Here is a 25219-nt window from a genome sequence, read left to right on the forward strand (position 1 = left end):
TTTAATAACAAGGGCAAAGCGCTTATCTGGGTTTTATGAAACAGATTGCTTTTGCCCTTGCTCTGACCCTGGCCGCACCTGCCGCCTGGGCGGCCGACAAACTGCCATTGTCGCAGATATCCAATTATCTGAACGGTCTGAATACCGTTGAGACGACATTCACTCAGGTCAATGATGACGGCTCGTTGAGTACCGGCAAGCTGTGGATGCAGCGGCCGGGCAAGATGCGGTTCGAATATGATCCGCCCAACAGTGCCGTTGTTCTGGCCAATACGGGCACGGTGCAAATCTTTGACCCCAAGTCGAACCAGCCGCCCGAGCAATACCCTCTGAATCGGACACCGCTGTCACTGGTGCTGGCGCGTAACGTGAACTTGGGGCAGGCAAATATGGTTGTGGCTCATGACTTCGACGGCACCGCCACAGTTGTCACCGCCCAAGACCCGAAAAACCCCGATAGCGGACGGATCGAGCTGATGTTCACCGACAACCCGGTTGAGCTGCGCAAATGGGTGATCCATGACAATGCGGGCACGAAAACAACTGTGCTGTTGGGTCAACTGGATACAGACAGCAACCTGAGCCGAGATCTGTTTACCAAAGCGAAAAGAAGCGGGTCAGGCAATCGCTGACCCGCGTTCTGGTCAATAGCGGCAACCGGACAGTTGCGCTTGGTAAAGTTTGGCGCGCGCATCCACATCATTGGCGACATTCAGCAACCAGGTCTTGCTATAGTGGCTGCCCCGGGCATAGCCGGTGTGGCCTTCGTGATAGGCTAGATACTGGTTGCGGGTGTCGCTGGGGTGAATGCCGTTCCGCTGATAACTTTTGTTCATATACCAGCCGATAAAGTCAGACGCATCGCGGATACGGTCACGCTTGGCCCGGCGCTTGCCGGTCTCGCGCTGGTATTCATCCCAGGTGCCATCCAACGCCTGGCTGAAGCCATATGCGCTGCTCTGCCGGCCCATCGGAATCACACCCAGAACGTAATTATGCGGCGTGCGTGCGTCATGCTTATAGCGGCTTTCCTGATAGATCGTCGCCATTTGTACATGAACCGGGACGCCCCATTTGCGCTCGGTGCTCTTAAAGGCCTTCATATAATCGGGCCGTTCGCGCGCAATGCTGCACGCGTCATTCAATTTGCTGGGTGGTTGCTTGGACCCACCACCACAGGATGCCAAAAGCAGCACCCCGAAGAGTACGATAAGAATTCTGCTCATGTGCCTCGTGCCTTTTTTCTTTATTCTAGCGCAGATTGAGCGTTTAGGGAATCACAATCGCTACAGAATAATCGCGAGAATTATAGGTAATGCGCCCACGGACAACGCTGTTGAGACCATGACCATCCCGGCAACCGCGTCGGAATCGGCATCGAACCGCTCGGCCAGCAGGTATGAGGTTACTGCCACCGGAGTACACATCTGCAGCACCAGAACGCCAAAGGCCACGGCTTCGAGTTTGAAGATCAGCGCAACAGACCAGCCCAGGGCGAAACAGACAGCCAGTTTAAGAAATGACAGCCAGACCGCCTGACCCAGCCGGTGCGTTGTCAGCCGCGCAACCGCCACGCCCAGCGTTATCAGCATCAGGGGCACTGCCATCTGGCCCAACAATTCCAATGTGTTAGTCAGAAACAGGGGCGTCTGCCATCCGCGCCACAAAAACAGCGCCCCCAATAGGGTGGCCCAGACCATCGGTTCGCGCACGACTTTGCCGAACGCGCCTTTTCCGGCCACAAGGTAGATGCCGTACGTAAACGAAAACAACGCTGTTACTGACAGGAAAATGACCGCATAGCCCAACCCGGCCTGGCCAAAGGCGAAAATGCACAAAGGAAGACCCAAATTTCCGGTATTTCCGAATATCAGCGGCGAAAGATAGGTGCGCTGTTCAAGTTTCAGCCCCCGGACGATCAGCCAAAAGACCGCTGCCATCACCAGATTGGCAACGATTGTCGCAACGGTAAAACGGGAAAGATCGCCGCCCGGAATGTCGGTTTGCATCAGCGCCACAAAGATCAGGCTGGGCACAGCAAGGGTCATGGCAAAGCGGGTGACGAATTGCAGGCGATACTCGAATCCCAGCTTGACCCAGGCAAAGCCGATGCCCGCCAGAACAAAGACCGGGGCCACGATTTCGAATACTGTCAGCAAGAGGTTCACAGACTGTTTCCCTTATTTACGGATCAATGATTGGCATTTCCGCCCGGAAAGAGGTAGTAAGTTCAATGGGGGCATAAACTATGCTGAAGACACACGCCAAGTATGGCCTGGGACAGGTCGTCCGTCATAAAAAACATCCCTTCCGAGGGGTGATTTTTGACGTGGACCCCGAGTTTGCGAACACGGAAGAATGGTATCAGGCCATCCCCGAAGACAGCCGCCCGATCAAGGACCAACCGTTTTACCACTTGTTGGCGGAAAACGATCAATCCTTCTATGTGGCTTATGTTTCTGAACAAAATCTGGTCGCCGACCAATCGGGTGAGCCGGTTGAACACCCCGATATTCCCGATATGTTCGGTCCGTTTGAAAACGGCGCCTATCCGCTCCACTTCCATCTGAACTAAGGGTGCTTGGCCGGGTGTCGGCCCGTCAGTACCCAAGGGCGCACCCGTCTTTTCGCGGGTCGCTTGCGCCTTGAAGAACGCCATCCTCACAGATTCGAATGGCTTGTGCGCCGCCCAACGGCGTTTCTGGAATCTCTACAGTGTGCCCTAAATCACGTAATTGTTGGATGGTGCTGGGCGAAATTCCGCGTTCCAGCTTTAATACGCCATTGTCGGCAAAGGCGCGCGGTGCCTCGATGCTGGCCTGAAGGCCCAACCCGTGGTCCGTCAAATTTGACACAAACCGGGCGTGGCCGGTGGGTTGATAGGCGCCACCCATCACGCCGAACGGCATCAGCACACGACCTTTTTGCGTCAACAGCCCCGGAATGATTGTGTGCATGGGGCGTTTGCCGCCGCCCAGTTCATTCGGATGACCCGATTGCAGGGTAAAGCCTGCGCCTCGGTTTTGTAGCAGAATGCCGTATTTTTCGGATGCGATCCCCGAACCGAAGCTGTGAAAGATGGAATAGATCAGCGAAACCGCCATTCTGTCCCGATCCACAACGGTGATATAGACGGTGTCCTTGTGAATCGCCTCGGTCAGCGGGGCGGCGGCGGGCATGGCGCGTTTCGGGTCGATTAGCGCGGCCAGCCTGTCGGCCACATCCTGATCCGTGAACCGATCCGCATGTGTTGTATGATCGGGATCGGCGATAAAGCGGTTGCGCGCGTCATAGGCGAGTTTCGAAGCCTCCGCCTCAATATGCAAACGCTGCGCCCCGAACAGGTCCATGCTGGCTAGGTCGAAGTTCTTGAGGATATTCAGCAAAAGAATGGCCGTGGCGCCCTGGCCATTTGGTGGATGTTCAACCAAATCCAACCCATTGTAGTCACCTCTGACAGGCTGTGTTTCAGTGCATGCGGTGGCCAGAAAATCCTCAATCGTGTGAACGCCGCCGAGTTGGGTGAGTGCAGCGACCATGTCCTCGGCGATGTCACCGGAGTAAAACGCATCCCGCCCGGTACGAGCAATCTGGCGCAAGACTTCGGCTTGCCCTCGAGAGCGAAACACCTGCCCAGTTTTAGGAGCACTGTCATTGATCAGGTATTGCGTCCGCGCGGCCCCCTGTAGAGTGGCTGCCCCTGTTTCCCAATCAAACGCCACCCTTGGGGCAACCGGCACCCCAGCTTCGGCATAGTGAATGGCGGGTTGCAAAATGGCCTCAAGCCCCAGTTTGCCCTCGGTTTGCGCCAGATGACAGAACGCATCGACGGCGCCGGGAACGGTTACAGCGTCTGCTGTGTTCAAAGGCACTTTTGTCAGCCCCTGCGACCGCAGTTTTTCTGCGCTAGCTGCTGCAGGCGCGCGGCCCGAACCATTCAGGGCGCGTATCTGATCCTCACCCGCCCGGTTGTACAGCACGAAACAATCGCCGCCCAGCCCGGTCATCTGAGGTTCACAAATACCCAGCAGCACCGCCCCGGCGATGGCGGCATCCATTGCGTTGCCACCCTGAGTAAGAATGTCCACAGCGACCTTTGCGGCCAAGGGATGCGACGTGGCGCACATCCCTTCGGTCGCCAGAACTTCGGATCGACCCGGTGAGTGAAAATCCCGCATGACATTATTCCCCGATTGAACGCGCCGAAGGTATCGCGCAGTCAGGGGTTGTCCAGTCAAATCAAAGGGAAGTTCCTCGGCGCCGTTCACTGGGTGGGGGCTGTGACACGTGGCGCCGAGGGAAGCTATCTGAGCTACAATTACTCTTTTGCCCTTTGTTTGCGGCGTTACAATGGTTCGATCTGGGCCTTATTGTGACGTTTTCTTGCCGTCAGGTGGGCTCTGGAAAGTCAAAGCGCAGCGACAACCGGTTACAACCATTGCTTCGTTCGTAGCGGATATCGCTGGTCAGTTCGTGGATTAGAAACCAACCGAACCCACCTTCGGGCAGGTCTTCGACCGTCGATCCCAGTGATGCCGGGATGCCGTCAGGTACCCGAAATCCGGGTAACGGGTTGCCAGTGTCCGAGATCAAAATCTCAAGCCAGTTCTGATGCAGGCGGCACCGAACCTTCACCTTGGCCGGAGTTATGTCGGCATAGGCATGTTCGACCACATTATTGATTGCTTCGGCCAGCGCGATTTTCACATCACCCGCCTTGTGCGCCGGAAGCCCATGCGCCGCCAACCCCCGGCTGAGTTGCGCGATCCCGGCACTGGCCTCGGTCTCAGTTGCTGCGAAGCTCAGATCTAAACACTTGCCGTTGTACATGGGCATCGCGCCTATTCAGATAGTCAATTAGGTCAATCCGCGGCGGTCGACAGGGCATCATCCAGGGTTGGATACAGTTTGAACACCGTGTCCATACGGGTCAGGCGGAATACCTTTGCAACAAAAGGGTGCAGCCCAGCCAGGTCCAGCCTGCGCTCATTTCCAAGCTGTTTCATCGAGGCGACGATGGCACCCAAGCCACTTGAATCAATGAACTCGACACTGGTCAGGTCCAGCACCACGCGTGTGGCCCCGCCTTCGGCCTGATTGCGCATATCTTCCTTGAACTGGATGGCCATGGCCGCATCAATCCGGTCGGAATGCACTTTGATAATTTGGGTTGCGTCGGTCGTTGTGCTGGTCAAGGCCATGCGCGACGGTCCTCTAATATGAAACTCGCTAGTAGAAATACGCTAGACGACAATTCTTACTATTCGGTATCCATCAAAGCTGAAAGAGGAGGATCATCGCGATGAAACAGGTTGTTATCGCGGGGGCGGCGCGGACGCCCATGGGCGGGTTTCAGGGTATGTTCGACGGTATTGCCGCTGCTGAATTGGGCGGGAGCGCCATTCGTGCTGCGCTGCGCGGCGCGGGCGCTGATACGGTCGACGAAGTGCTGATGGGCTGTGTTCTGCCCGCCGGCCAGGGCCAGGCCCCGGCACGACAGGCCGGATTTGCGGCGGGATTGGGTGAAGAGGTGCCCGCAACAACCCTGAACAAGATGTGCGGGTCGGGAATGAAGGCTGCCATGATCGCCTTTGACCAGATTGCTCTGGGTCACGCTGATACGATGATCGCAGGTGGCATGGAGAGTATGACCAACGCCCCTTACCTGTTGCCGAAAATGCGCGGCGGTGCGCGCATCGGGCATGGTCAGGTGGTTGATCACATGTTTTTGGACGGCCTCGAGGACGCCTATGACAAAGGCCGCCTGATGGGCACTTTCGCCGAGGATTGCGCCGAAGCCTATCAATTCACGCGAGAATCGCAGGACGAATACGCGCTGCAGTCGCTTTCCAACGCCCTGTCTGCACAGGAAAGTGGTGCCTTCGAGGGTGAGATCACACCTGTTACCTCCAAGACCCGCAAGGGCGAGGTCACTTTTGCCCAAGATGAACAGCCGCAATCCGCCCGGCCAGATAAAATCCCGACGCTGAAACCTGCCTTTCGTAAGGATGGGACGGTCACGGCAGCCAATTCGTCATCGATTTCTGACGGGGCAGCCGCGTTGCTACTGGCTTCGGCTGAGGCGACCGAAGCGCAGGGCCTGACTGTGCGTGCCCGGATCATTGGTCATGCCAGCCACGCGCAGGCCCCGGGTTTGTTCACGACCGCGCCGGTTCCGGCCGCACAGAAGCTACTGTCGAATATCGGCTGGTCCAAAGATGACGTCGACCTGTGGGAGGTGAACGAGGCCTTTGCCGTTGTACCCATGGCCTTTATGCACGAAATGGGCCTGTCGCGCGACAAGGTGAACGTAAATGGCGGGGCCTGCGCTTTGGGGCATCCAATCGGCGCCTCGGGCGCTCGGATCATGGTCACTCTGCTCAACGCACTGGAAAAGCGGAACCTCAAACGCGGCGTGGCTGCCATCTGCATCGGTGGCGGCGAAGGCACGGCCATCGCCATCGAACGCGTTTGACGCTTGGGTTTATTCCACATACTGCGGGATAAACCTTTTCCAAAGAGCTCAATCATGACCGCCGATTACGACACGCTTGCTAAAACCATCGCCGCCCTGACCGAAGGTGAAACGGATCAGGTTGCCCTAATGGCGACAATTACCTGCGAGGTGCATCACGCCGATGACCGGTTCGACTGGACTGGCTTTTACCGCGTGACCCAGCCCGGTTTGTTAAAGATCGGTCCCTATCAGGGTGGGCACGGCTGTTTGGTCATCCCGTTCGACCGGGGCGTCTGTGGTGCTGCCGCGCGGACTGGCGAAGTGCAGCTTGTGCCGGATGTCGAAGCCTTTCCGGGTCACATCGCCTGTGCGACGTCCACCCGGTCAGAATTGGTGCTGCCAGTGCGGGACGCATCGGGAAAGGTGATAGCGGTGTTCGACATCGACAGCAATCAGCCGGACGCATTTACCGATCAGGACGCCACAGCGCTTGGCGCCATTCTGACCGACGTTTTTGCAAGATGAATTCAGCCGGGACATGTCCCGGCTGATTGATGTTCAAAAAGGGTCGCGATTTATCAGCTTGCCAGGATCTTGGCCTTTTGCGCGGCGAATTCCTCTTCCGTCAGATGGCCGCTCTCCTTGAGCTTGGCTAGCCGTTCCAATTCATCCGCGGCGGATACGCTCGCGACCGAGCGGATGTAATCCTTCTGCGCCTCTTCTATCTGATTCATGGTCTCGACATTGTGCTGGTGCATCTTATCCCCGCGCACGATGAGATAGCACAGCACGCCCAACCAGGGGATCAGGATCACAAAGGCGATCCACAACGCTTTGCCTCCGCCGCTCAGGTCCTTTGAGCGGAAGACATCGGCAACGACCGAAATCATCACCCAGAACCAGGCAACCATCAGAAACAACCAGAAGATTGACCAGACTATATCGAAGAAACCGATCCCGTTTTCCATATTCATCCAACCCTTTGCATAAAAAATAGAAATCTCTGCGCACAGAGATACCTATTTGTAACAGACAGTTGGCGATATGGTTAGATATTGTTTTAGGTGAATATAATATTTTTACAGTAGTTTTTCCGAGGCTTCGGTCATCACCAAGAATATTAGAGTCATTTGAACTCCAGTTATAGCGAACAGCCAGACTGAAAACCCGCGTTTGCGGGTTTTGTGCCTGAAAATCCATCGCCCGACCACTGCGCCGGGGCTGCCACCAAGCGCGGCCAGCCATAATAGGCGGCGTTCCGGCACCCGGTTTTTGCGCCGTCGTGCGCGGGCCTTGTCCCAGCCAAAGGCCAATAGTGTCAGGGTGTTGATCCCCCATAAATAGATCACTGCAATCCACATGCGAAAGGCATACCAAGCAAACTGATCAAGTGAAATGAAAAAACTCTTGGAAATTTCATGATTCTCAGCCATCGTGAAAAAGGAGAGGAAATTTTCACAAGAATCGGAACGCCCCTGGTGAATACCCAAGCCCCCCACAGCGCGACACTTGGTGCGGATATCCGCGCCCTGCGCAAGGCGCGCGGGTTGACCTTGACCGAGATTGCAGCGCGGCTGAACCGGTCGGTCGGATGGCTCAGCCAGGTTGAGCGCGACATGTCCGATCCCTCGATCTCGGACCTGCGCCAGATTGCTGAGTGTCTGGGTGTGCCGATGTCGATGCTGTTTGCGCATTCCTCGGTGCCGGTGGCCGAACAGGGTTACGTGGTGCGCGCCGGATCGCGCCGTCCGATGGGCTCGGGTGAGGAAGGGTTGATCGAAGAATTGCTTTCGCCCGATCTGACTGATGACTTCGAGATGGTACATTCCACATTCGAGCCCCGCTCCAGCATGCAGAAACCAGCCAATCGGCCGACGCAAGAGGTTGGTTACATGATCTCTGGCCGATTGGATCTGACCATAGGCTCCAACCAGTTCACGGTGGGGCCGGGTGACAGTTTCCGCATCAGGCATGAATCCTATCAATGGGCCAACCCCTATGATGAGCCCGCCGTGGCCATCTGGGTCATCGCCCCGCCGGTGTACTGATGAGTTTCGAGGCCTGGACCATATTCGCGCTGTTTTGGGTAGTCTTCGTAACTACCCCGGGGCCGAATGCGGTCAATTGTATTTCGAATGGGATGAGCCTGCCGTTTCCAAAGGCGATGCTTGGCGTTCTGGCAATCCTGACGCAGGCCAGCGCGTTTCTGATCCTGTCAGCGCTGGGTGTGACCGCGCTGATCGCGGCCTCTCCAACCGGGTTCTTCATCGCAAAGCTGGTGGGCGCGGGTTTCCTGATCTGGGTGGGTATTCGTGGCTGGATGAATGCTACGAAACCTGCGCCAGCTTCGGAACGGCCTGCACGTCATGTCTATCTGCACGCGCTGGCCGTGGCGACGATCAACCCCAAAAGCGTGGCGGGATATCTGGCGGCCTTTTCGCAATTTGTGCAGCCCGAGGTGCCGATCTGGCAGCAGATGGGGGTGATCATGCCCACCGCGCTGGTCATCACCACGCTCAGCTATACCGGGTTCACCTTGCTGGGCGCGCTGATGGGCAAGGCGGCACTGGGGGCGGTGTTCAACATCTGGGTGCGCCGGGTCATGGCGACCTGTTTCATCATCTATGGCGTGTTGCTGGGGGCCAGCTCCACGCCCGCAACAAGGGGGTAATGACATGCAAGCCGGTTCCTGCCTGTGCGGCGCGGTCGCGTTCACGATTGACGGAGAATTGTCGCCGCCCTCGGCCTGCCATTGCGGTCAGTGCCGCAAGCAATCAGGGCATTATTGGTCTTCGACCTCGACCCATCAGGACAACCTCAGCTTCGCTGCCAGCGATACGCTGAACTGGTTCCGTGCCTCGGACATTGCTCGGCGTGGCTTTTGCAACGCCTGCGGTTCGTTCCTGTTTTGGCAGCACAATGACGAAGACACGATTTCGATTTCCATGGGCGCACTGGATGAGCCCACAGGACTGCACCTCGCCCGGCATATCTTTGTCGCTGACAAGGGCGATTACTATGACATCACAGACGATCTGCCCCAACGGGCACAGTAACAAGGATCAAGACCAATGAGCGATTTTCCGACAAAAGCCCGCGTGGTTGTTATCGGTGGCGGTGTGGTGGGAGCCTCCTCGCTGTACCATCTGGCCAAGAAAGGCTGGACCGACTGCGTTCTGCTGGAAAAGAACGAGCTGACCGCAGGCTCGACCTGGCATGCGGCGGGTAACGTGCCGACCTTCTCGACCTCGTGGGCGATCATGAACATGCAGCGGTACTCGACCGAGCTGTATGCGCGGCTGGGTGAAGAAGTCGACTATCCGATGAACTATCATCAGTCCGGCTCGATCCGTTTGGCGCACAGCAAAGAGCGGATGCAGGAGTTTGAGCGTGCCATGTCGATGGGCCTGTACCAAGGCATCCCGATGGAGATGTGGACCCCAGAAGAGGCCAAGGAACGCTATCCCTTCCTTGAAACGCATGATCTTGAGGGCGTGCTGTATGATCCGACCGATGGTGACATTGACCCGGCGCAGTTGACACAGGCGTTGGCCAAGGGTGCCCGCGACATGGGACAAAAGATCATCCGGTTCTGCCCGGCAACCGGCGTGACCCAGCACGACGATGGAACCTGGACCGTACACACTGACAAGGGCGATATCGCCTGTGATTATGTGGTCAACGCTGCTGGATATTACGCGCAGCGCGTGGGTGAGTGGTTCAAGCCTTACGGTGGCCGCACTGTGCCCGCGATGGTCATGAGTCACCAGTACCTGCTGACCGACGAAATCCCCGAGGTTGAAGAATGGTCCAAGGAAAACGGCGGCAAGAAGCTGCCGCTGCTGCGCGACGTAGATATCTCGTACTACCTGCGGCAAGAGAAGCACGGCTTCAACCTTGGCCCGTATGAGCCCAACTGCAAGGGCCACTGGATGAGCGAAGACGACCCGATGCCCGAGGATTTCTCGTTCCAGCTTTGGAATGACGATCTGGATCGGATTGAGGACATCGTCACCGACGCGATGGAGCGGGTGCCGCTGATGGCAACCTCGGGCGTTGGTCGCGTGATCAACGGCCCGATTCCTTACGCGCCGGACGGTCTGCCACTGATTGGGCCAATGCCGGGCGTCAAAAACGCGTTCGAGGCGCACACCTTTACCTTCGGCATCGCGCAAGGCGGTGGTGCAGGCAAAGTGCTGGCCGAATGGATTGTCGATGGTCACACCGAATGGGATATGTGGGCCGTCGATCCGCGCCGCTATACCGATTACACCGATCAGGATTACTGCAACCAGAAAGGGCTTGAGGTCTATGGCAACGAATACGCCATGCACTATCCCCAACACGAATGGCCGGCCGCACGCGACAAGAAACTGTCGCCGGTCCACGCCAAGGTGAAGGAACTGGGCGGCGTCATGGGAGTATATAACGGTTGGGAACGGGCCAACTGGTTCGCACAACCCGGCGATGACACCTCGCTTGAAGCCACCCATACCTGGGGCCGCTCGGGCCCGTGGGAGCAGCGCGTCAAAGAAGAATGCGAGGCTGTACGCGACCATTGCGGTGTGTTGGATCTGCCGGGCTTTTCGCGCTTTATGGTCAAAGGCGAGGGCGCGGCCGAGGCGTTGCGCGGGCTGGTCGCGGGTGGTCTGCCCAAGGTCGGCCGCATCAATTTGGTTTATATCTCGGACGATCGGGGCCGGATCCTGACTGAGATGTCCTGCCTGCGTTTGGGCGAGGATGAGTTCGTCATGATAACGGCCGCAACGGCGCAATGGCATGACCGCGATATTCTGGTGAATGCGATGCCTGCTGGTGTTTCGGTCGAGGATGTCACCACCACACGCGATACACTGATCGTCACCGGACCGAAATCGCGGGATATCCTGTCGGGTTTGACGGATGCCGATCTGACCACAGGTTGGCTGACCCACCAAGCGGCCACCGTCGCCGGGCAACCTGCCTATTTGATCCGCGTGTCCTTTGCCGGCGAGCTGGGCTGGGAAGTGCATGCACTGAACGAGCATATGCCTGCGATCTATGACGCGATCATTGATGCCGGGGCCAAGCCGTTTGGTATGTATGCCTTGAATTCGCTGCGGATCGAAAAGGGATATCGCGCCTGGAAAGGCGACCTGTCGACCGACTATTCGCTGCTGGAAGGTGGACTGGGGCGGTTCGTCAAGCTGGACAAGCCGCAGGACTTCCCCGGCAAGGCCGCGATCCAGAACGAAAAACAGCAGGGCGTGAAGAAATCCTTTGTCACCCTGACTGTGGACGCAGGCGATTGCGACGCACCCTACATGTCTTGCATTTGGCAGAATGGTGAGATCGTTGGCGAAACCACCTCGGGCGCATGGGGCTACCGTGTTGGCAAATCCATTGCGCTGGGCATGATCAAGGCCGAGCTTGCCAACCCCGGCACCGAACTTGAGGTCGAAATTTACGGCCGGAAATGCCGCGCCGTGGTAGAAGAGGATCAACCGCTGTGGGATCCTCAGAACGAGCGGCTGCGCGCCTAACCCCTGTCGGAGGAGCCATGAGCAAGCGATATTCCAAATTGGGGCCCGGTGAGGGTCCCAACTATGACTGGGAAAACGACCATACGTTCGTAAAGGTTTCGGCCCGGGATACGAATGGCGCCTATACGCTCATGGAAGACAATCTGAAGGCCAGCTTCGCGCTTGGCCTTCATCGCCACGATACCCATGCCGAGTCCTTCTATTTCTTGGAAGGTGCAGTGGATTTCTATGTCGACGGTGACTGGCATCGATGCGGTCCGGGTACCACGATGCATGTCCCGCCAGGGGTTCCGCATGCTTGTCGCGTGGCCGATGGGGCACCGGCGCGGATGCTGATGATTTTTCAGCCTTCGGGGTTTGACGGTTTCCTTGCAGAACTTTCGACTATGACCAACGCCGATTTCGCTGATGAGGCTAAGATGGCAGCACTAAACGCCCGCTATGACATCATCCCGATGGGTCCCGTTCCGTCGCATCCAGACGATCAGGCATAAAGGCAGTATCTGATGACGACACCCACAGTCATGTCCGGCGTTTATCTGACCCAACACGGCGGACCCGAGGCGTTGGAATGGCGCGACGACCTTCCGGTACCGCAACCGGGTCCGGGGCAGGCGCTGGTTCGGGTGTTGGCCGCAGGAGTGAACAACACGGATATCAATACGCGGGTCGGCTGGTATTCCTCGGATGTGACAGGCGCGACGGATTCTGTTGATCAGGACGTCGATGCCGGAGGTTGGGGCGGTGCGCTGCAGTTTCCACGCATTCAGGGTGGTGATCTGTGTGGTGTCGTTGAACAAGTGGGTTCAGGGGTGGCGTTCCAACCGGGCCAACGCGTGACCTGCCCGATAAACCTGCCACGCCCCAGACCCGGTCACCCGACCGGTTTCGTTGCGCTGGGCTCGGAGTTGGACGGCGCATTTGCGCAATACTGTCTGGTTGAGGCGGATGATCTGTATGACGTCAGCGCCTCGCCCCTGTCTGACGTGGAAATCGCCGCCATCCCCTGCGCTTTTGGCACGGCCGAGAACCTGCTGGCCCGCGCAGGTGTGACCTCGGGGCAAAAAGTGCTGATCACCGGCGCGTCAGGTGGCGTCGGTCTGGCGGCCGTACAGCTGGCGGTGTTGCGGGGGGCAACCGTCTGGGGCGTGACCAGCCCGTCCAAGGCCGAAGTGGTCAAATTGCAAGGCGCCGCAGATACGTTCGACCGTGATGCGGCACTGCCAGCCGATATGTTCGACGTGGTGATCGACGTTGTGGGCGGCCCGGCATGGCCCGGCCTGATCCTGGCGTTGAAACCGGGTGGCCACTACGCGGTTTCAGGTGCCATCGCCGGCCCGATCGTAAAGGCCGACCTGCGAGATATCTATTTGCGCGACATCACCATTCACGGCTGTACGCATCAGGCGTTCGAGGTGTTCGGACGGCTGGTTGAGATGATCAATGGCGGGCGCATCATGCCCTTGATCGCAAAGACTTATCCGCTAAAGGACATCGCAACCGCGCAGGCTGATTTTCAATCCAAGGCGTTTGCGGGCAAACTTGTGCTGATTCCCTGAATAGGATGAGATATGGCGGATATCACTCTTCTGGATGGCTCAATCGGACAGGAACTGGTCAAGCGCAGCGGGGACCGGGCCACGCCACTGTGGTCGACGCGGGTGATGATCGACTATCCCGAACTGGTGGGTGACGTACATGACGACTACTTTCGTCGTGGTGCGACTGTCGCCACCACAAACACCTATGCCGTCCACCGCTCGCGTCTGGTGCGGGTGGGGATGGAGGATCAGGTCGCAAACCTGATCGACACTGCCCTGACCCAGGCAGAACGAGCATGTGCAGGAACCAGAGGGCGGATTGCCGGATCGCTAGGGCCGCTATTGGCTTCGTACCGACCCGACCTGAACCCTGACCCGACAGATGCAGCGAATAAGTTTCGGGAGCTAGTGTCGCTGATGACCACGCGCGTCGATCTTTTCCTGATTGAAACGGTGTGTTCGGTGCGGGAAGCCCAAGGCGCTTTGCGCGGGACAGAGGGCTGCGGCAAACCTGTCTGGCTGGGGCTGTCGGTGATGGATGAGGACGGAACCCGCCTACGCTCGGGCGAGCTGTTGAGGGATATCGAACCGGTTGTGGCACGCTTTGCGCCCGACGCCATCTTGATCAACTGTTCGCGTCCCGAGGCGATTCCCGCGGCGCTGCCGATCATTGCGCAGATTGGCCGCCCGTTCGGGGCCTATGCCAATGGGTTCACCGGAATATCAGAAGGATTTCTGAAAGACGCACCCACAGTCGATGCATTGGAACAACGTCAGGATCTTGGACCTGATGCCTATGCCGATCACGCCATGGCCTGGGTGGCGCAGGGGGCGACGATTGTGGGTGGCTGTTGCGAAGTTGGCCCGGATCACATCGAAACGCTGGCCGGCCGGCTGCGCGCAGCCGGCCACCGGATTGTCTGAGGAAAAGGCGATGCGGACACGTTCGGACAACTTACCGCAGACACAGCAGCACTTCGATATCCTGGTGGCACCCGGCTATGTGTTGTTGGAACTGGCCTCGCTGGTTGAAGTTCTGCGACTGGCCAACCGCGTGTGCCCAACGCCTCCGTTCTCCTATGCCTACCGGTCACTGAAAGGGGGCCCGATATCCAGCAGCAGTGAAGCGATGGTTCAGACCGATCCCGTTCCGGCGCAGCCCAAGGCGGATTACCTGTTCGTGATCGGCAATTCTGACCCGGATCACCCTGACCTTTCACTGGGGCGCGTCGTGTCGAGTTATACGTTCCGCGGGGCCAAGGTGTTCCTTCTGGCCGAGGCCGCCAGCCGCTATATCAACGAACACGGCACGGGCGACATGGCGACCCATTGGGAGAACGCCTCGTTCCTGCGTGAGCGCGGCGCCCGGTTCGAGGCCAAGCTGTCCATTGCCACCGAACAGGGCGCGGTGGTGACCTGTGCCGGGATGGAGGCGACAACAGATGTGGCGCTGGCGGTGATCGGTCGCCATATCTCGGGACCTGCCAAGATGACGGTGGCCGATATCATGCTGCATGAAAACATCCGCGATTTTTCATCAATGCAGCCGTTTTCCGGGGCGAAACTGACCGCGACGGGCGACGCCAGACTGGATCAGTGCATCAAGCTGATGCAGGCCAACATTGAAGACCCGATGCCAATCCATCAGATCGTCGAGTCGCTGCACCTGTCGAACCGGTCGCTAGAGCGGAAGTTCAAAACCTTTTTCGGTACCACGCCCAATGGATTCTATCGTGAAATGCGACTGGCCAAGGCCAATAACCTGCTGCTGAACACCACAATGAGCGTTCGTGAAATCGGGCTTGCCTGCGGATTTCCCAACGGTTTTTCCTCGGTCTACAAAAGCTTCTTTGGGGTTACGCCCTTTGTTGTAAGGCGGGAAAAACGGGCCGCGATACAACGGTGAAAATCGCCAATACAGTGACGGTTTTGGCGCATTTATTGTCGATCTTCCGTGGCATTTTGGCGCAAACCTGACACATCGGAGATTCTCAGGATGGTTGATCTTCCCAGCAAGGCCAAAGTGGTCATCATCGGCGGCGGCGTCATCGGATGCTCTGTCGCATATCATTTGACCAAGAAGGGCTGGAATGACGTTGTGCTGCTGGAGCGCAAGCAACTGACCAGCGGCACCACATGGCATGCCGCCGGTCTGATCGCGCAGCTGCGCGCCACGGCGAACATGACCAAGTTGGCGAAATACAGTCAGGAGCTTTACGGCTCGCTTGAGGAAGAGACCGGTGTGGCCACCGGTTTCAAACGCTGCGGGTCGATCACTGTGGCGTTGACCGAAGAGCGCAAGGAAGAAATCTATCGCCAGGCCGCCATGGCTCGCGCTTTTGGGGTGGAAGTCGAAGAGATTTCCAACGAACGCGTTCAGGAACTTTATCCGCATATCAACCTCGAAGGTGTGACGGGCGCGGTTTACCTGCCGCTGGACGGGCAGGGCGATCCGGCGAACATTGCGCTGGCTTTGGCCAAGGGCGCACGCCAACGCGGTGCGGTTGTCAAAGAGCGGGTGAAGGTTGCCGATATCGTCAAACAGGGCCGCAAGGTGACCGGTGTCGATTGGGTTGCGGATGACGGCAGTGCCTCGGGTCATATCGAATGTGACATGGTGGTGAACTGTGCGGGAATGTGGGGGCATGAGGTCGGTCGCATGGCGGGCGTCAATGTCCCGCTGCACGCGTGCGAACACTTCTATATCGTCACCGAGAGTATTGACGGGTTGACCCAGTTGCCGGTGCTGCGGGTGCCGGATGAATGCGCCTATTACAAGGAAGACGCAGGAAAAATCCTGCTAGGGGCCTTTGAGCCCAACGCCAAGCCTTGGGCGATGAACGGCATCCCTGACACGTTCGAGTTTGACCAGCTGCCTGAAGATTTTGATCACTTCGAACCGATCCTCGAAGCTGCCTGTGAACGGATGCCGATGTTGGCCGAGGCCGGTATCCATACCTTCTTTAACGGACCGGAGTCTTTCACACCCGATGATGCATACCATCTGGGCCTCGCGCCCGAGATGGACAATGTCTGGGTTGCCGCGGGGTTCAACTCGATCGGTATCCAGTCCGCCGGTGGCGCGGGTATGGCGCTGGCTGAATGGATGGATACGGGCGAGAAGCCGTTTGATCTGGGCGATGTGGACATCAGCCGGATGCAACCTTTCCAGGGCAATAAGCAGTATCTGTTTGAACGCTCTAAGGAAACGCTGGGCCTGCTTTATGCCGACCACTATCCCTATCGCCAAAAAGCCTCCGCGCGGGGTGTGCGGCGGACCCCGTTCCACCATCATCTGCTGGAACAGGGCGCCGTGATGGGCGAATTGGCTGGTTGGGAGCGCGCCAACTGGTTTGCCAATGAAGGGCAAGAGCGTGAATACCACTACAGCTGGAAGCGCCAGAACTGGTTCGAGAACTCGGCCACCGAACACCACGCCGTGCGTGAGAATGTGGGCATGTACGATATGTCCTCGTTCGGTAAAATCCGCGTCGAAGGACCGGATGCTGAGAAGTTCATGAACTATGTCGGCGGCGGCGACTATTCGGTGCCGAATGGCAAGATCGTCTATACTCAGTTTTTGAACCGTACCGGCGGGATTGAGGCGGACGTGACCGTCACCCGCCTGACGGAAACTTCCTATCTGGTGGTCACTCCGGCGGCGACCCGTCTGGCGGACCAGACCTGGATGATGCGTCACGCAGGTAACTTCAACGTGGTCATCACCGATGTCACCGCGGGCGAGGGCGTTCTGGCCGTTATGGGCCCGAATGCGCGCGCGCTGCTTGAAAAGGTCTCGCCAAGCGATTTCTCGAACGCGACCAACCCGTTTGGCACCGCGCAGGAGATTGAGATTGGCATGGGCCTCGCCCGCGCGCATCGCGTGACCTATGTGGGTGAGCTTGGTTGGGAAATCTATGTTTCATCCGACATGGCAGGGCACGTGTTTGAAACCCTGCATGAGGCCGGGCAGGACATGGGTCTGAAACTGTGTGGCATGCATATGATGGACAGTTGCCGGATCGAGAAGGGCTTCCGCCATTTCGGCCATGACATCACCTGTGAGGATCACGTGGTCGATGCGGGCCTGGGCTTTGCCGTGAAGGTCGACAAGGGCAGTGACTTTATCGGCCGCGAGGCGGTGATTGCGCGCAAGGAAAACGGGCCCAAAAATCGCCTGGTGCAGTTCAAACTGACTGACGCCGAACCGCTGCTGTTCCACAACGAACCGATTATCCGGGATGGCGAATATGTGGGCTATCTGAGTTCAGGCAACTATGGCCACACGTTGGGTGGTGCCATCGGTCTGGGCTATGTCCCGTGTGAGGGTGAGAAGGCAGCAGATGTGCTGGCCTCGACCTACGAGATCGACGTGTGCGGTGTGAAGGTCAAGGCAGAGGCTTCGCTGAAGCCGATGTATGACCCGAAATCCGAGCGCGTTAAGGTGTAATCAAATTGTCGGGGCGCTGTGGCGCCCCGCTCGATTTTGGTGCCTGCCTGTATTGGCACGACGTATCAGATTTCCTGATGACCCTCTTCACAGTTTTCGCGGTTTCCAAGCTAGTCTGATTTGCCGTAGAGAAATACGGTATCAGTCGGAGACCCGCCGTGGCAGACGCCCCCCTACCATCGAACAATGCAGACACGCCCAAAGGGCTTGCGCTGGCTGTGACGGCCTATGTCCTGTGGGGATTTTTGCCCCTGTATATGAAGGCACTGTCGCACGTTGGCCCGGTTGAGATTGTTGCGCATCGCGTCATCTGGTCGGTGCCTGTGGCCGGGTTGTTGCTTGTGGCGCTGGGGCGTACGCGGGATCTGAAGGCGGCGCTGGTAAACCCAAAGATGTTAGGGATGGCTTGCCTGACGGCAGCGCTGATCTCGGTGAATTGGGCAATCTATGTCTGGTCGATTGCCAATGACCGGGCTTTGGATGCAGCGCTGGGATATTACATCAACCCGTTGTTCAGCATTGCGCTGGGCGCGGTTCTGCTGCGCGAGCCGTTGACGAAAACGCAGCTGATGGCAGTGGCGATTGCGGCCCTTGGAGTGCTGGCTTTGATCATCGAGGCTGGTAGCCTGCCGTGGCCAGCACTGGGGTTGATGGTAACGTGGGGATTTTATGCCTTTTTCAAGCGGTCACTGCCCATTGGCCCCAACCAAGGCTTTTTGCTTGAGGTCCTGATCCTGCTGATCCCGGCGTTGATGTACGTCACGTGGTTGGGTGTGAAAGGTACTGGCAATTTTGGGGTGGGTGCATCGGACACCTTGCTGCTGGCTGCGGCAGGGGTGGTGACGGCGGTGCCCCTGCTGGTTTATGCCAATGGGGCCAAGCTGGTACGGTTGTCGACCATGGGTATTCTGCAATACATCGCTCCGACCATGATTTTCATCACCGCCATTACCGCGTTTGGTGAACAGATTGACCGAGGACGCCTGATTGCATTTCCTCTGATCTGGACGGCTCTGGTGGTGTATTCGATTCCGATGATCCGGCAGATGCGGGCTCAGGCTTGACGTAGAAGACGGGCCGCCTCTTCGGCCCAGATCGCATAGGTTTTTGGACTTGGGTGATATCCGTCCAGCGCGACCAGTGCCGGATCGTCGGCCAGATCCATCGCCAGATACCGCGCCTGCGCGAAGCTGGCCGCAACATGCCGTAGGCCCTGATCCAACCGTCTTGCCTGATGGCCTAAGACCCAGGCCAGCGGCTGCGGCAGGGCCGGGAACCGGTTCATCTGCGGTACCGCTGTGACGGCCAATCGTTTTACGCCCAGAGGGCCGGTCAAATGCTTCAACAATTGGGTCTGGCGGTCCACGAAGCGCTTGTACGTCACGCCGCGCGTCACGTCATTTACACCGAGCGCTGTCACTGCCATGTCGAACTGGCCGCTCAGGCCGCGCAATCGGTCAATCGTATCCTGAGTTGTGTGTCCAGTGGTGGCCTCAAGCCGCCATTCGACCGTGTAGTGACTGGCCAGTCGGGACACGAGATGCCCGGACAGCGCTTGCGCCTGTGTCCCCGCACCGACCCCGGCGGCCGAGCTGTCGCCCGTGATAAGCAACCGCAACCGGGGTCCACGCCCTTCGCGCCCTTCGCGCGGGCCAATTGGTTCCGGCAGCAATTGGGCGTTGCGGCGCACCGACAGGCCCTGCATCGCCAGAACCGGCAGTAAGGGCACGCGCAACAGCTGATCCGGGGCAAAAGGCATGGTCAGTTGAGCGCGTCCTTGAATTCTAGGAACCGCGCATCGGTCATAATCCGCGCCATCATCGCCTCGCGCAGGGCACCGATGGTTTTGTGGGGGCGCATGACGACCTCGAATTCCTGGATCAGACCATCATCGTTCAGGGTGATCAGATCGACACCCACCGCATCCAGGTCACCGACCTTGCACTGAAACTCCAACGCCCAGTCCTTGCCCGCACCCATCACACGGCGATAGCGGAAGTCCGAGAACACTTGCCCCACGTGCCCTAGTACCGCCGCCACCGGTGCGCGCCCTGTCCAAGTGCTGTAATAGGTGGGCGGTGAAAACCGCACATCCTCGGCCAACAACTCGTGGATCAGGCTTTCATCGCCCTTGGCCACCACTTCTTGCATGTGTTTGATCGTGGGATGCATGGTCTCTCCTTCCGTATTGGAGCGAGAGTTGCTGAACCGTTCCGTTCAGGCAAGCGCGACGTTGCGGGAGGTCGCGCGCTACGATAGGCAGGCGCGCATGAGCGAGACCTATGATCCCCCGATGACCCCCTTGGACGTGTTGCACGAGGATGCGCAGCTAATTGTGGTGAACAAGCCCTCGGGCTTATTGTCCGTGCCGGGGCGGGGCGAGCATCTGGCCGATTGCTTGCTGACGCGGGTTCAGGCGACGTTTCCGCAAGCGCTGTTGGTACATCGGCTGGATCGGGACACTTCCGGCGTCATGGTCTTCGCTCAGACACCCCACGCTCAGCGGCATCTGAGCATGCAGTTCGAAAATCGTCAGACCCGCAAGACCTATGTGGCGCGCGTCTGGGGGCGGGTCGAGGACAAGACTGGAACCGTCGATCTGCCGCTGATCGTGGACTGGCCCAACCGCCCGCTTCAGATGGTGTGTCATGAGACCGGCAAAGCGGCCGTCACCGACTGGCGCGTGGTCAAGCATGAAGGCGAAACAACCCGCATGCGGCTGTTTCCAAAGACCGGCCGGTCGCACCAACTTCGGGTACATATGCAGGCGCTGGGTCACCCGATCCTGGGTGACCCGTTCTATGCCGAAGATGCGGCGCGGCAATTCCCGCGCCTGATGCTGCATTCCGAAGAGCTACGCCTGAAAAGCCCCGAAGGCGGGGTTGCAATGAAGTTTCGCGCCAAGGCGGATTTCTGATCTTAAGCCGTGCTGGTCCAGAACAGTTTCAGATTGCCCAGTGAAAACCGCTTCGCTCGTTTCTTAGGGACGCAAGGTCGGCGAGCGGCCATGATTTCGCGTTCGATTTCAAAGGCACGTAGGGTGTGATCCTGCGCCCAGCGGTCCAATTTCAGGGTCATCATCACGTGATTGTCGCGGCTTGGCATGGGAATTCTCCTTTCAACTGATCCCAAGTCTGGCCCATCACTCCTGACACCACCCTGTCAGGGGGGTGTGCTAGTGTGTCAGCAGATCAATCGGAGACCCCCATGCGCCGTTCGACACGCCTGTTTGAAATCATCCAGATTTTGCGTTCAGCCGAAACGCCGGTGACGGCCGAGATGTTGGCAGAAAAGCTGGAGGTGTCCGCGCGCACCGTCTATCGCGACATTGCGGCCCTTCAGGCGCAACGTACACCGATCGAGGGAGAGGCTGGTGTCGGCTATCTGATGCGGCGCGGCTATGACCTGCCACCGCTGAATTTCGATGCCGAAGAGGTCGAGGCCCTGTGGGTCGGCCTGTCGATGCTGGCACGGACCGGGGATAGCACGCTGCAGCAGGCCGCCGACCGTGTGTGCCGCAAGATCGAGGCGTTGCGCGTGCCGACAGACTGGTTGCAGGTTGCCCCATGGGGCGCGCCGATGGACGATCCTGAAAAGGGTTGCGTACCGGTTGTGAACTATCGCGAGGCCATACGGAACGAGCGCAAAATCCGCATCACCTATGTCAACGCCAACGAAGATCGGACCGAACGGATCGTCCGGCCCGTTGCGCTGATCTATCATATCGAGTGCACCATGCTGGCCGCGTGGTGCGAGTTGCGGAACGGGTTCCGCCACTTCCGTACCGACCGTATCTGGGCCTGCGAGTTGATTGACGATCACTTTTGCGGGCAGGGTGAGCCGTTGCGCGCGATCTGGCAGGAACAGAATCACTGGGATGTCCCCACAGGTACGTCGTAATTGGCAGGTATTTGCCGATTTCACTTGATTGTTGCTTGAGCCCACCTGCGGGCAACGCGATATACTGCGCCAAACAATACGCGCCCGAAGAACGGGCGCCGGAGCAGAAGGTGATATCATGACGATTTCCAAATTTGTTTTGTCTGCCGGGCTATCCTCGGCTCTGGTCTTGGCGGCCTGTACGGACCCTGGCACGCTGAACCTGCCATCCGACCCCAATCAGAACACCAGACAAGGTGCGATTCTTGGCGGTCTGGTCGGGGCCGGAGTTGGCGCCATTGCAAACGACTCGGATCCGCTGTTGGGCGCGCTGGCAGGTGGTGCCATCGGTGCTGCAGGTGGTGGTCTGGTCGGCAACCAACTGGACAAGCAGGCGGCGGAACTGCGTCAGCAGCTGGCCAATCAGGGCATCACCGTCACCAATGCCGGAGATCGCCTGATCGTCACCGTGCCGAATGATATCAGCTTTGACACTGACAGCGCGACCGTGCGCCCGGCGCTGCGCGCCGATCTGGTGCGGGTAGGGCAGAACCTGACGCGGTATCCGAACTCGAACATTCAGGTCATCGGCCATACCGACAGCGATGGCGAGGCGTCCTATAATCAGGCCCTGTCCGAACGCCGTGCACGGTCCGTGGCAGATATTCTGCAGGCCAATGGGGTGAGCAGCGCCCGTCTCACGACTATCGGGCTGGGGGAAAACCGCCCCGCTGCGTCGAACCTGACGCCCGAAGGCAAGGCTCGCAACCGCCGGGTTGATATCGAGATTGTCCCCAGCGGCCAAACCTGACGAAACGGGGCACCTGCGGGTGCCCCTTTTTCGCACATTGACTGCGCGTCACATGGGCTTTGGTGCGCGCGTGCTTTGGGTTAGCTGTTGGGAAACCCAAACCGGAGTTCCCCAATGTCCGCACCAATCCTTCTGAGCCTGTCCGGTTCGCTGCGTCAAAGCGCCACCAACCGCAAACTTCTGCGCGAGGCGGCGCGGCTGTTCGACCCCGGCACCCATATCGAAGCCGACCTGAACCTGCCGCTCTATGATGGCGATCTGGAGGATGGTGAAGGCATTCCCGCGCCTGTTCAAACTCTGGCCGATCAGATCGCGCAGGCGCATGCGGTGATCATTTCCACACCCGAATACAACAAAGGCCCGTCAGGCGTGCTGAAAAACGCGTTGGACTGGGTCAGCCGAACCGAGGGCCGCCCCTGGGCTGACAAGCCGGTCGCCGTGATGTCGGCGGCGGCGGGTCGTGCCGGGGGTGAGCGCGCGCAGATGGTGTTGCGTGGCTATATGGTGCCGTTCCAGCCGCGCATCCTGCAAGGGCCCGAGATCCATCTGGCCAACAGCTCTAACGAGTTTGATGAACATGGAAAACTGACCAGCGACCGCTATGAAAGCAGCTTGCGAACCCTGATGGAGAAGCTGCGGGCCGAGGCGGGGTTCTAACGCTTGTTCACACAGGTCGGGCTGCCTAATCTACGGCCATGGCAGAGGAAATTCAGACCGATGTGATTGACCCGGCCCGTGCCGCAGCATTTCAGGTGGCGCTGGGGCAGGAGGGGACGGTGACCGACGGAACGCCGTTACCACTGTTTTTTCATCAGCTCTATTTCTGGTCGCCTCGCCCGCCGTCCGAATTGGGTCGTGATGGTCACCCCAAGGTTGGCGGGCTGATCCCCGATATGGGACTGCCACGCCGGATGTGGGCCGGAGGGCGATTGGATTTTAATGCGCCATTGATTGCGGGCCGCAGTGCCAAACGTCGGTCGATCTGCGACAGTGCAACCTCAAAAAAAGGGCGCAGTGGGCCGCTGGGATTTGTGACTTTACGGCATGAAATCTGGCAGGGGGATACCCATTGTCTGACCGAATGGCAGGATCTGGTGTACCGTCAAGACCCTTCGCCAGATCAGGTCAAGCCCGCCCCACCCACGGCGCGCACCGATGAAACCGACCGGCGCGAGGTCACGTTCGATTCCACCTTGCTGTTTCGCTATTCGGGGCTGACCTTCAATGGCCACCGTATCCATTACGATCTGGATTATGCCCGCGATGTCGAAGGTTATGCCGGACTGGTCGTGCATGGCCCGCTGCTGGCGCAGCTGCTGATGTTGTTTGCCGAAGAATTGATGGGGCCTTTGGCGCGGTTCTCATTCCGTGCAACCGCGCCGTTGATGCATTTTGAAACCGCGACCTTGTGCCGGGAAGGGAAAACCCTGTGGGTGAGTGGCCCCGATGGGCGGCAATGTATGATCGCCGAAGCTGTTGCCCGGTCAGAGTGAGGCTTCAGGCCGGAAATCGTCGGGGATGTTATCGCGTCCGTCCAGAACCAGATCGGCCATGGCCTCGGCCACTTTGGGTGCCATGCCAAAGCCGATCTTGAAGCCTCCATTGGCGATGAACTGCCCCTGATGTAGCGGGTGTTCCCCCAGCATCGGTGCACGACTTTTGCTGCGGGGGCGCACACCGGCCCAGCGGTCGATGACCTCTGCCCCATGCAATACAGGCACCGCGCGGGTGGCGCGATCCAGCACATCATCCAGCGCGGCATCCGTACTGGCCGGGTCATCATATTCGCGTTCCGAGGTCGAGCCGATCGCCAGTGTGCCATCCGCATGGGGGACGATATGGATCGCATCCGCAAACAGCTGTGGCACTTCCCCAGCATCGAACCGCAACAGCGCAGCCTGTCCCTTGACGCCATTGCCGACTGTTTTGCCGAAGGCTTGGCTAAGTTCCAGTAATCCGGCCAGACCAGTGGCATGGACAACCTGCCCCTTGTTCGGCCCGTCTGTCACCACCTCGACACCCATCACCGCAAGCGCAGAAACCAGCGCAGCGCAGGCGCGGCGGGGGTGCATCCGGGCACTTAGCGTATCGTGGATCACGAAACCGGTTGGGCTGGGTGGGCACCATGACCCAAGCGTATCAGTCGCAACAACACGCCATTCGGCGTGACCCTGCCACAGCTTGTCCGCCGTAACCGCGCGGGCATGGGCAAGCTCCAATGTGCGGGCGTCAGTGACGGGCTGCAATCGGCCCAGACGCGCATACCCGGCGGAAACCCCGCCGGTGGCTTCGACCTGTTTCCAGAAGGGTTCGGCCAGGATCAGGCTGTCGAATTGAAAGGCCTTCTTGGCGTTCCAGTTTTCGGGCACATGCGGGGCCAACGCGCCGACCAAACCACCGCTGGAGCCTGATCCGGGTCCGAACGGATCGACAACCTGCACCTTGGCGCCGCGCCGGGCGCAGGTCCAGGCAATGGACAGGCCAAAGATGCCCGCGCCACGCACCGTTACATCGACCATTGCCATTCCCCTTATCCTTGTTCAGTGTCGCGCCGCTTAG

Annotated in this window: 30 protein-coding genes; 19 read left to right on the forward strand and 11 right to left on the reverse strand. The window is 58.7% G+C overall.

The window, feature by feature from the left end:
- Nucleotides 1-35: 35 nt before the first annotated feature.
- The gene (locus ACR0AJ_RS10085) at nt 36-632 is read left to right on the forward strand and encodes a LolA family protein (protein ID WP_170362343.1); all 597 of its coding nucleotides are present in this window, start codon (nt 36-38) and stop codon (nt 630-632) included.
- A 12-nt stretch (nt 633-644) separates the two neighbouring features.
- On the opposite strand, the gene ACR0AJ_RS10090 is transcribed toward ACR0AJ_RS10085, so the two are convergent.
- Nucleotides 645-1226, reverse strand: a complete 582-nt coding sequence (locus ACR0AJ_RS10090) for a transglycosylase SLT domain-containing protein (protein ID WP_170351042.1) — start codon at nt 1224-1226, stop codon at nt 645-647.
- Between the two features lie 60 nt (nt 1227-1286).
- Nucleotides 1287-2168, reverse strand: a complete 882-nt coding sequence (locus ACR0AJ_RS10095; RefSeq protein WP_480663871.1) for an AEC family transporter — start codon at nt 2166-2168, stop codon at nt 1287-1289.
- 80 nt (nt 2169-2248) lie between these two features.
- On the opposite strand from ACR0AJ_RS10095, the gene hspQ reads away from it, so the two are divergent.
- Nucleotides 2249-2575, forward strand: a complete 327-nt coding sequence (gene hspQ / locus ACR0AJ_RS10100) for a heat shock protein HspQ (protein ID WP_170398253.1) — start codon at nt 2249-2251, stop codon at nt 2573-2575.
- A gap of 25 nt (nt 2576-2600) precedes the next feature.
- Here hspQ and ACR0AJ_RS10105 read toward each other — a convergent pair whose 3' ends face one another.
- The 3 genes from ACR0AJ_RS10105 to ACR0AJ_RS10115 all read right to left on the reverse strand — a co-directional run bounded on the left by ACR0AJ_RS10105 (nt 2601) and on the right by ACR0AJ_RS10115 (nt 5201).
- Nucleotides 2601-4178 carry a gamma-glutamyltransferase family protein gene (locus tag ACR0AJ_RS10105; RefSeq protein WP_480663869.1) on the reverse strand — a complete coding sequence of 526 codons (1578 nt, stop codon included), beginning with the start codon at nt 4176-4178 and terminating at the stop codon, nt 2601-2603.
- Between the two features lie 211 nt (nt 4179-4389).
- Nucleotides 4390-4830 carry an ATP-binding protein gene (locus tag ACR0AJ_RS10110; protein ID WP_254437451.1) on the reverse strand — a complete coding sequence of 147 codons (441 nt, stop codon included), beginning with the start codon at nt 4828-4830 and terminating at the stop codon, nt 4390-4392.
- A 32-nt stretch (nt 4831-4862) separates the two neighbouring features.
- Nucleotides 4863-5201, reverse strand: a complete 339-nt coding sequence (locus ACR0AJ_RS10115) for an STAS domain-containing protein (protein ID WP_170398259.1) — start codon at nt 5199-5201, stop codon at nt 4863-4865.
- A gap of 101 nt (nt 5202-5302) precedes the next feature.
- Here ACR0AJ_RS10115 and ACR0AJ_RS10120 point away from each other — a divergent pair, with 101 nt between their 5' ends.
- Nucleotides 5303-6475 carry an acetyl-CoA C-acyltransferase gene (locus ACR0AJ_RS10120; protein WP_480740785.1) on the forward strand — a complete coding sequence of 391 codons (1173 nt, stop codon included), beginning with the start codon at nt 5303-5305 and terminating at the stop codon, nt 6473-6475.
- A 54-nt stretch (nt 6476-6529) separates the two neighbouring features.
- Complete coding sequence (locus ACR0AJ_RS10125; protein WP_170362335.1) at nt 6530-6982, forward strand: GAF domain-containing protein; 453 nt, start codon at nt 6530-6532, stop codon at nt 6980-6982.
- Nucleotides 6983-7035: 53 nt separating this feature from the next.
- On the opposite strand, the gene ACR0AJ_RS10130 is transcribed toward ACR0AJ_RS10125, so the two are convergent.
- Nucleotides 7036-7431 (reverse strand): SHOCT domain-containing protein, encoded by a 396-nt coding sequence (locus ACR0AJ_RS10130; protein WP_170378302.1) that lies wholly within the window; start codon nt 7429-7431, stop codon nt 7036-7038.
- 105 nt (nt 7432-7536) lie between these two features.
- Entirely contained in the window at nt 7537-7947 is a 411-nt protein-coding gene (locus ACR0AJ_RS10135; RefSeq protein ID WP_254429602.1) for a DUF1294 domain-containing protein, read from the reverse strand.
- Here ACR0AJ_RS10135 and ACR0AJ_RS10140 point away from each other — a divergent pair.
- From ACR0AJ_RS10140 to rarD, 10 genes are all read left to right on the forward strand, one after another.
- Nucleotides 7936-8505 carry a helix-turn-helix domain-containing protein gene (locus ACR0AJ_RS10140; RefSeq protein ID WP_170351033.1) on the forward strand — a complete coding sequence of 190 codons (570 nt, stop codon included), beginning with the start codon at nt 7936-7938 and terminating at the stop codon, nt 8503-8505. The genes ACR0AJ_RS10135 and ACR0AJ_RS10140 overlap by 12 nt on opposite strands.
- Nucleotides 8505-9128, forward strand: a complete 624-nt coding sequence (locus ACR0AJ_RS10145) for a LysE family translocator (RefSeq protein WP_170553116.1) — start codon at nt 8505-8507, stop codon at nt 9126-9128. The genes ACR0AJ_RS10140 and ACR0AJ_RS10145 overlap by 1 nt, the downstream gene beginning before the upstream one ends.
- A 4-nt stretch (nt 9129-9132) precedes the next feature.
- Nucleotides 9133-9513, forward strand: a complete 381-nt coding sequence (locus ACR0AJ_RS10150) for a GFA family protein (protein WP_170362333.1) — start codon at nt 9133-9135, stop codon at nt 9511-9513.
- Between the two features lie 15 nt (nt 9514-9528).
- Nucleotides 9529-11979: a GcvT family protein gene (locus ACR0AJ_RS10155; protein ID WP_170351030.1), complete on the forward strand. Its 2451-nt coding sequence runs from the start codon at nt 9529-9531 to the stop codon at nt 11977-11979.
- Between the two features lie 17 nt (nt 11980-11996).
- On the forward strand, nt 11997-12473 hold the full coding sequence (locus tag ACR0AJ_RS10160) for a cupin domain-containing protein (RefSeq protein ID WP_170351029.1): 477 nt from the start codon (nt 11997-11999) through the stop codon (nt 12471-12473).
- Nucleotides 12474-12485: 12 nt separating this feature from the next.
- A complete protein-coding gene (locus ACR0AJ_RS10165) occupies nt 12486-13538 on the forward strand; it encodes an alcohol dehydrogenase catalytic domain-containing protein (RefSeq protein WP_170351028.1) in 1053 nt (350 codons plus the stop codon).
- A 12-nt stretch (nt 13539-13550) separates the two neighbouring features.
- On the forward strand, nt 13551-14444 hold the full coding sequence (locus tag ACR0AJ_RS10170) for a homocysteine S-methyltransferase family protein (RefSeq protein ID WP_170351027.1): 894 nt from the start codon (nt 13551-13553) through the stop codon (nt 14442-14444).
- Nucleotides 14445-14454: 10 nt separating this feature from the next.
- Complete coding sequence (locus ACR0AJ_RS10175; protein ID WP_170351026.1) at nt 14455-15426, forward strand: GlxA family transcriptional regulator; 972 nt, start codon at nt 14455-14457, stop codon at nt 15424-15426.
- A 90-nt stretch (nt 15427-15516) separates the two neighbouring features.
- A complete protein-coding gene (locus ACR0AJ_RS10180) occupies nt 15517-17970 on the forward strand; it encodes a GcvT family protein (RefSeq protein ID WP_480740787.1) in 2454 nt (817 codons plus the stop codon).
- 158 nt (nt 17971-18128) lie between these two features.
- On the forward strand, nt 18129-19034 hold the full coding sequence (gene rarD / locus ACR0AJ_RS10185) for an EamA family transporter RarD (protein WP_480740788.1): 906 nt from the start codon (nt 18129-18131) through the stop codon (nt 19032-19034).
- Here rarD and ACR0AJ_RS10190 read toward each other — a convergent pair.
- Nucleotides 19025-19729, reverse strand: a complete 705-nt coding sequence (locus tag ACR0AJ_RS10190) for an SGNH/GDSL hydrolase family protein (protein ID WP_170351023.1) — start codon at nt 19727-19729, stop codon at nt 19025-19027. The genes rarD and ACR0AJ_RS10190 overlap by 10 nt on opposite strands.
- A gap of 2 nt (nt 19730-19731) precedes the next feature.
- Nucleotides 19732-20142, reverse strand: coding sequence for a nuclear transport factor 2 family protein (locus ACR0AJ_RS10195; protein ID WP_170362324.1), 411 nt, complete (start codon nt 20140-20142; stop codon nt 19732-19734).
- Between the two features lie 97 nt (nt 20143-20239).
- Here ACR0AJ_RS10195 and ACR0AJ_RS10200 point away from each other — a divergent pair, with 97 nt between their 5' ends.
- A complete protein-coding gene (locus ACR0AJ_RS10200) occupies nt 20240-20887 on the forward strand; it encodes an RluA family pseudouridine synthase (protein WP_170351021.1) in 648 nt (215 codons plus the stop codon).
- A 2-nt stretch (nt 20888-20889) separates the two neighbouring features.
- Here the strand turns inward: ACR0AJ_RS10200 and ACR0AJ_RS10205 are convergent, their stop codons facing one another.
- A complete protein-coding gene (locus ACR0AJ_RS10205; protein WP_170351020.1) occupies nt 20890-21075 on the reverse strand; it encodes a hypothetical protein in 186 nt (61 codons plus the stop codon).
- 102 nt (nt 21076-21177) lie between these two features.
- Between ACR0AJ_RS10205 and ACR0AJ_RS10210 the strand changes: the two genes are divergently transcribed.
- The 4 genes from ACR0AJ_RS10210 (at nt 21178) to ACR0AJ_RS10225 (ending at nt 24153) form a co-directional block, all read left to right on the forward strand.
- Nucleotides 21178-21870 (forward strand): helix-turn-helix transcriptional regulator, encoded by a 693-nt coding sequence (locus tag ACR0AJ_RS10210; RefSeq protein WP_170351019.1) that lies wholly within the window; start codon nt 21178-21180, stop codon nt 21868-21870.
- 118 nt (nt 21871-21988) lie between these two features.
- Nucleotides 21989-22660, forward strand: a complete 672-nt coding sequence (locus ACR0AJ_RS10215) for a YiaD family glycine zipper/OmpA-like lipoprotein (RefSeq protein WP_170351018.1) — start codon at nt 21989-21991, stop codon at nt 22658-22660.
- A 114-nt stretch (nt 22661-22774) separates the two neighbouring features.
- Nucleotides 22775-23317, forward strand: coding sequence for an NADPH-dependent FMN reductase (locus tag ACR0AJ_RS10220; RefSeq protein ID WP_170378327.1), 543 nt, complete (start codon nt 22775-22777; stop codon nt 23315-23317).
- A 38-nt stretch (nt 23318-23355) separates the two neighbouring features.
- The gene (locus ACR0AJ_RS10225) at nt 23356-24153 is read left to right on the forward strand and encodes an HTD2 family dehydratase (protein ID WP_480648724.1); all 798 of its coding nucleotides are present in this window, start codon (nt 23356-23358) and stop codon (nt 24151-24153) included.
- Here ACR0AJ_RS10225 and ACR0AJ_RS10230 read toward each other — a convergent pair.
- Complete coding sequence (locus ACR0AJ_RS10230) at nt 24145-25185, reverse strand: NAD(P)/FAD-dependent oxidoreductase (RefSeq protein ID WP_480648726.1); 1041 nt, start codon at nt 25183-25185, stop codon at nt 24145-24147. The two genes, ACR0AJ_RS10225 and ACR0AJ_RS10230, sit on opposite strands and share 9 nt — an antisense overlap.
- Between the last annotated feature and the right edge of the window lie 34 nt (nt 25186-25219).

This window comes from Ruegeria sp. CJ9, assembly GCF_056536625.1.

Coding starts and splice junctions, on each gene's coding strand:
- ACR0AJ_RS10150 (WP_170362333.1), top strand. CDS start 9,133: ATGCAAGCCGGTTCCTGCCTGTGCGGCGCGGTCGCGTTCACGATTGAC.
- ACR0AJ_RS10230 (WP_480648726.1), bottom strand. CDS start 25,185: ATGGCAATGGTCGATGTAACGGTGCGTGGCGCGGGCATCTTTGGCCTG.
- ACR0AJ_RS10170 (WP_170351027.1), top strand. CDS start 13,551: ATGGCGGATATCACTCTTCTGGATGGCTCAATCGGACAGGAACTGGTC.
- ACR0AJ_RS10110 (WP_254437451.1), bottom strand. CDS start 4,830: ATGTACAACGGCAAGTGTTTAGATCTGAGCTTCGCAGCAACTGAGACC.
- ACR0AJ_RS10130 (WP_170378302.1), bottom strand. CDS start 7,431: ATGAATATGGAAAACGGGATCGGTTTCTTCGATATAGTCTGGTCAATC.
- ACR0AJ_RS10190 (WP_170351023.1), bottom strand. CDS start 19,729: ATGCCTTTTGCCCCGGATCAGCTGTTGCGCGTGCCCTTACTGCCGGTT.
- ACR0AJ_RS10145 (WP_170553116.1), top strand. CDS start 8,505: ATGAGTTTCGAGGCCTGGACCATATTCGCGCTGTTTTGGGTAGTCTTC.
- ACR0AJ_RS10165 (WP_170351028.1), top strand. CDS start 12,486: ATGACGACACCCACAGTCATGTCCGGCGTTTATCTGACCCAACACGGC.
- ACR0AJ_RS10215 (WP_170351018.1), top strand. CDS start 21,989: ATGACGATTTCCAAATTTGTTTTGTCTGCCGGGCTATCCTCGGCTCTG.
- ACR0AJ_RS10175 (WP_170351026.1), top strand. CDS start 14,455: ATGCGGACACGTTCGGACAACTTACCGCAGACACAGCAGCACTTCGAT.
- ACR0AJ_RS10195 (WP_170362324.1), bottom strand. CDS start 20,142: ATGCATCCCACGATCAAACACATGCAAGAAGTGGTGGCCAAGGGCGAT.
- ACR0AJ_RS10120 (WP_480740785.1), top strand. CDS start 5,303: ATGAAACAGGTTGTTATCGCGGGGGCGGCGCGGACGCCCATGGGCGGG.
- ACR0AJ_RS10090 (WP_170351042.1), bottom strand. CDS start 1,226: ATGAGCAGAATTCTTATCGTACTCTTCGGGGTGCTGCTTTTGGCATCC.
- ACR0AJ_RS10155 (WP_170351030.1), top strand. CDS start 9,529: ATGAGCGATTTTCCGACAAAAGCCCGCGTGGTTGTTATCGGTGGCGGT.
- ACR0AJ_RS10180 (WP_480740787.1), top strand. CDS start 15,517: ATGGTTGATCTTCCCAGCAAGGCCAAAGTGGTCATCATCGGCGGCGGC.
- ACR0AJ_RS10200 (WP_170351021.1), top strand. CDS start 20,240: ATGAGCGAGACCTATGATCCCCCGATGACCCCCTTGGACGTGTTGCAC.
- ACR0AJ_RS10115 (WP_170398259.1), bottom strand. CDS start 5,201: ATGGCCTTGACCAGCACAACGACCGACGCAACCCAAATTATCAAAGTG.
- ACR0AJ_RS10160 (WP_170351029.1), top strand. CDS start 11,997: ATGAGCAAGCGATATTCCAAATTGGGGCCCGGTGAGGGTCCCAACTAT.
- ACR0AJ_RS10205 (WP_170351020.1), bottom strand. CDS start 21,075: ATGCCAAGCCGCGACAATCACGTGATGATGACCCTGAAATTGGACCGC.
- ACR0AJ_RS10210 (WP_170351019.1), top strand. CDS start 21,178: ATGCGCCGTTCGACACGCCTGTTTGAAATCATCCAGATTTTGCGTTCA.
- ACR0AJ_RS10225 (WP_480648724.1), top strand. CDS start 23,356: ATGGCAGAGGAAATTCAGACCGATGTGATTGACCCGGCCCGTGCCGCA.
- ACR0AJ_RS10125 (WP_170362335.1), top strand. CDS start 6,530: ATGACCGCCGATTACGACACGCTTGCTAAAACCATCGCCGCCCTGACC.
- ACR0AJ_RS10220 (WP_170378327.1), top strand. CDS start 22,775: ATGTCCGCACCAATCCTTCTGAGCCTGTCCGGTTCGCTGCGTCAAAGC.
- ACR0AJ_RS10085 (WP_170362343.1), top strand. CDS start 36: ATGAAACAGATTGCTTTTGCCCTTGCTCTGACCCTGGCCGCACCTGCC.
- ACR0AJ_RS10105 (WP_480663869.1), bottom strand. CDS start 4,178: ATGCGGGATTTTCACTCACCGGGTCGATCCGAAGTTCTGGCGACCGAA.
- hspQ (WP_170398253.1), top strand. CDS start 2,249: ATGCTGAAGACACACGCCAAGTATGGCCTGGGACAGGTCGTCCGTCAT.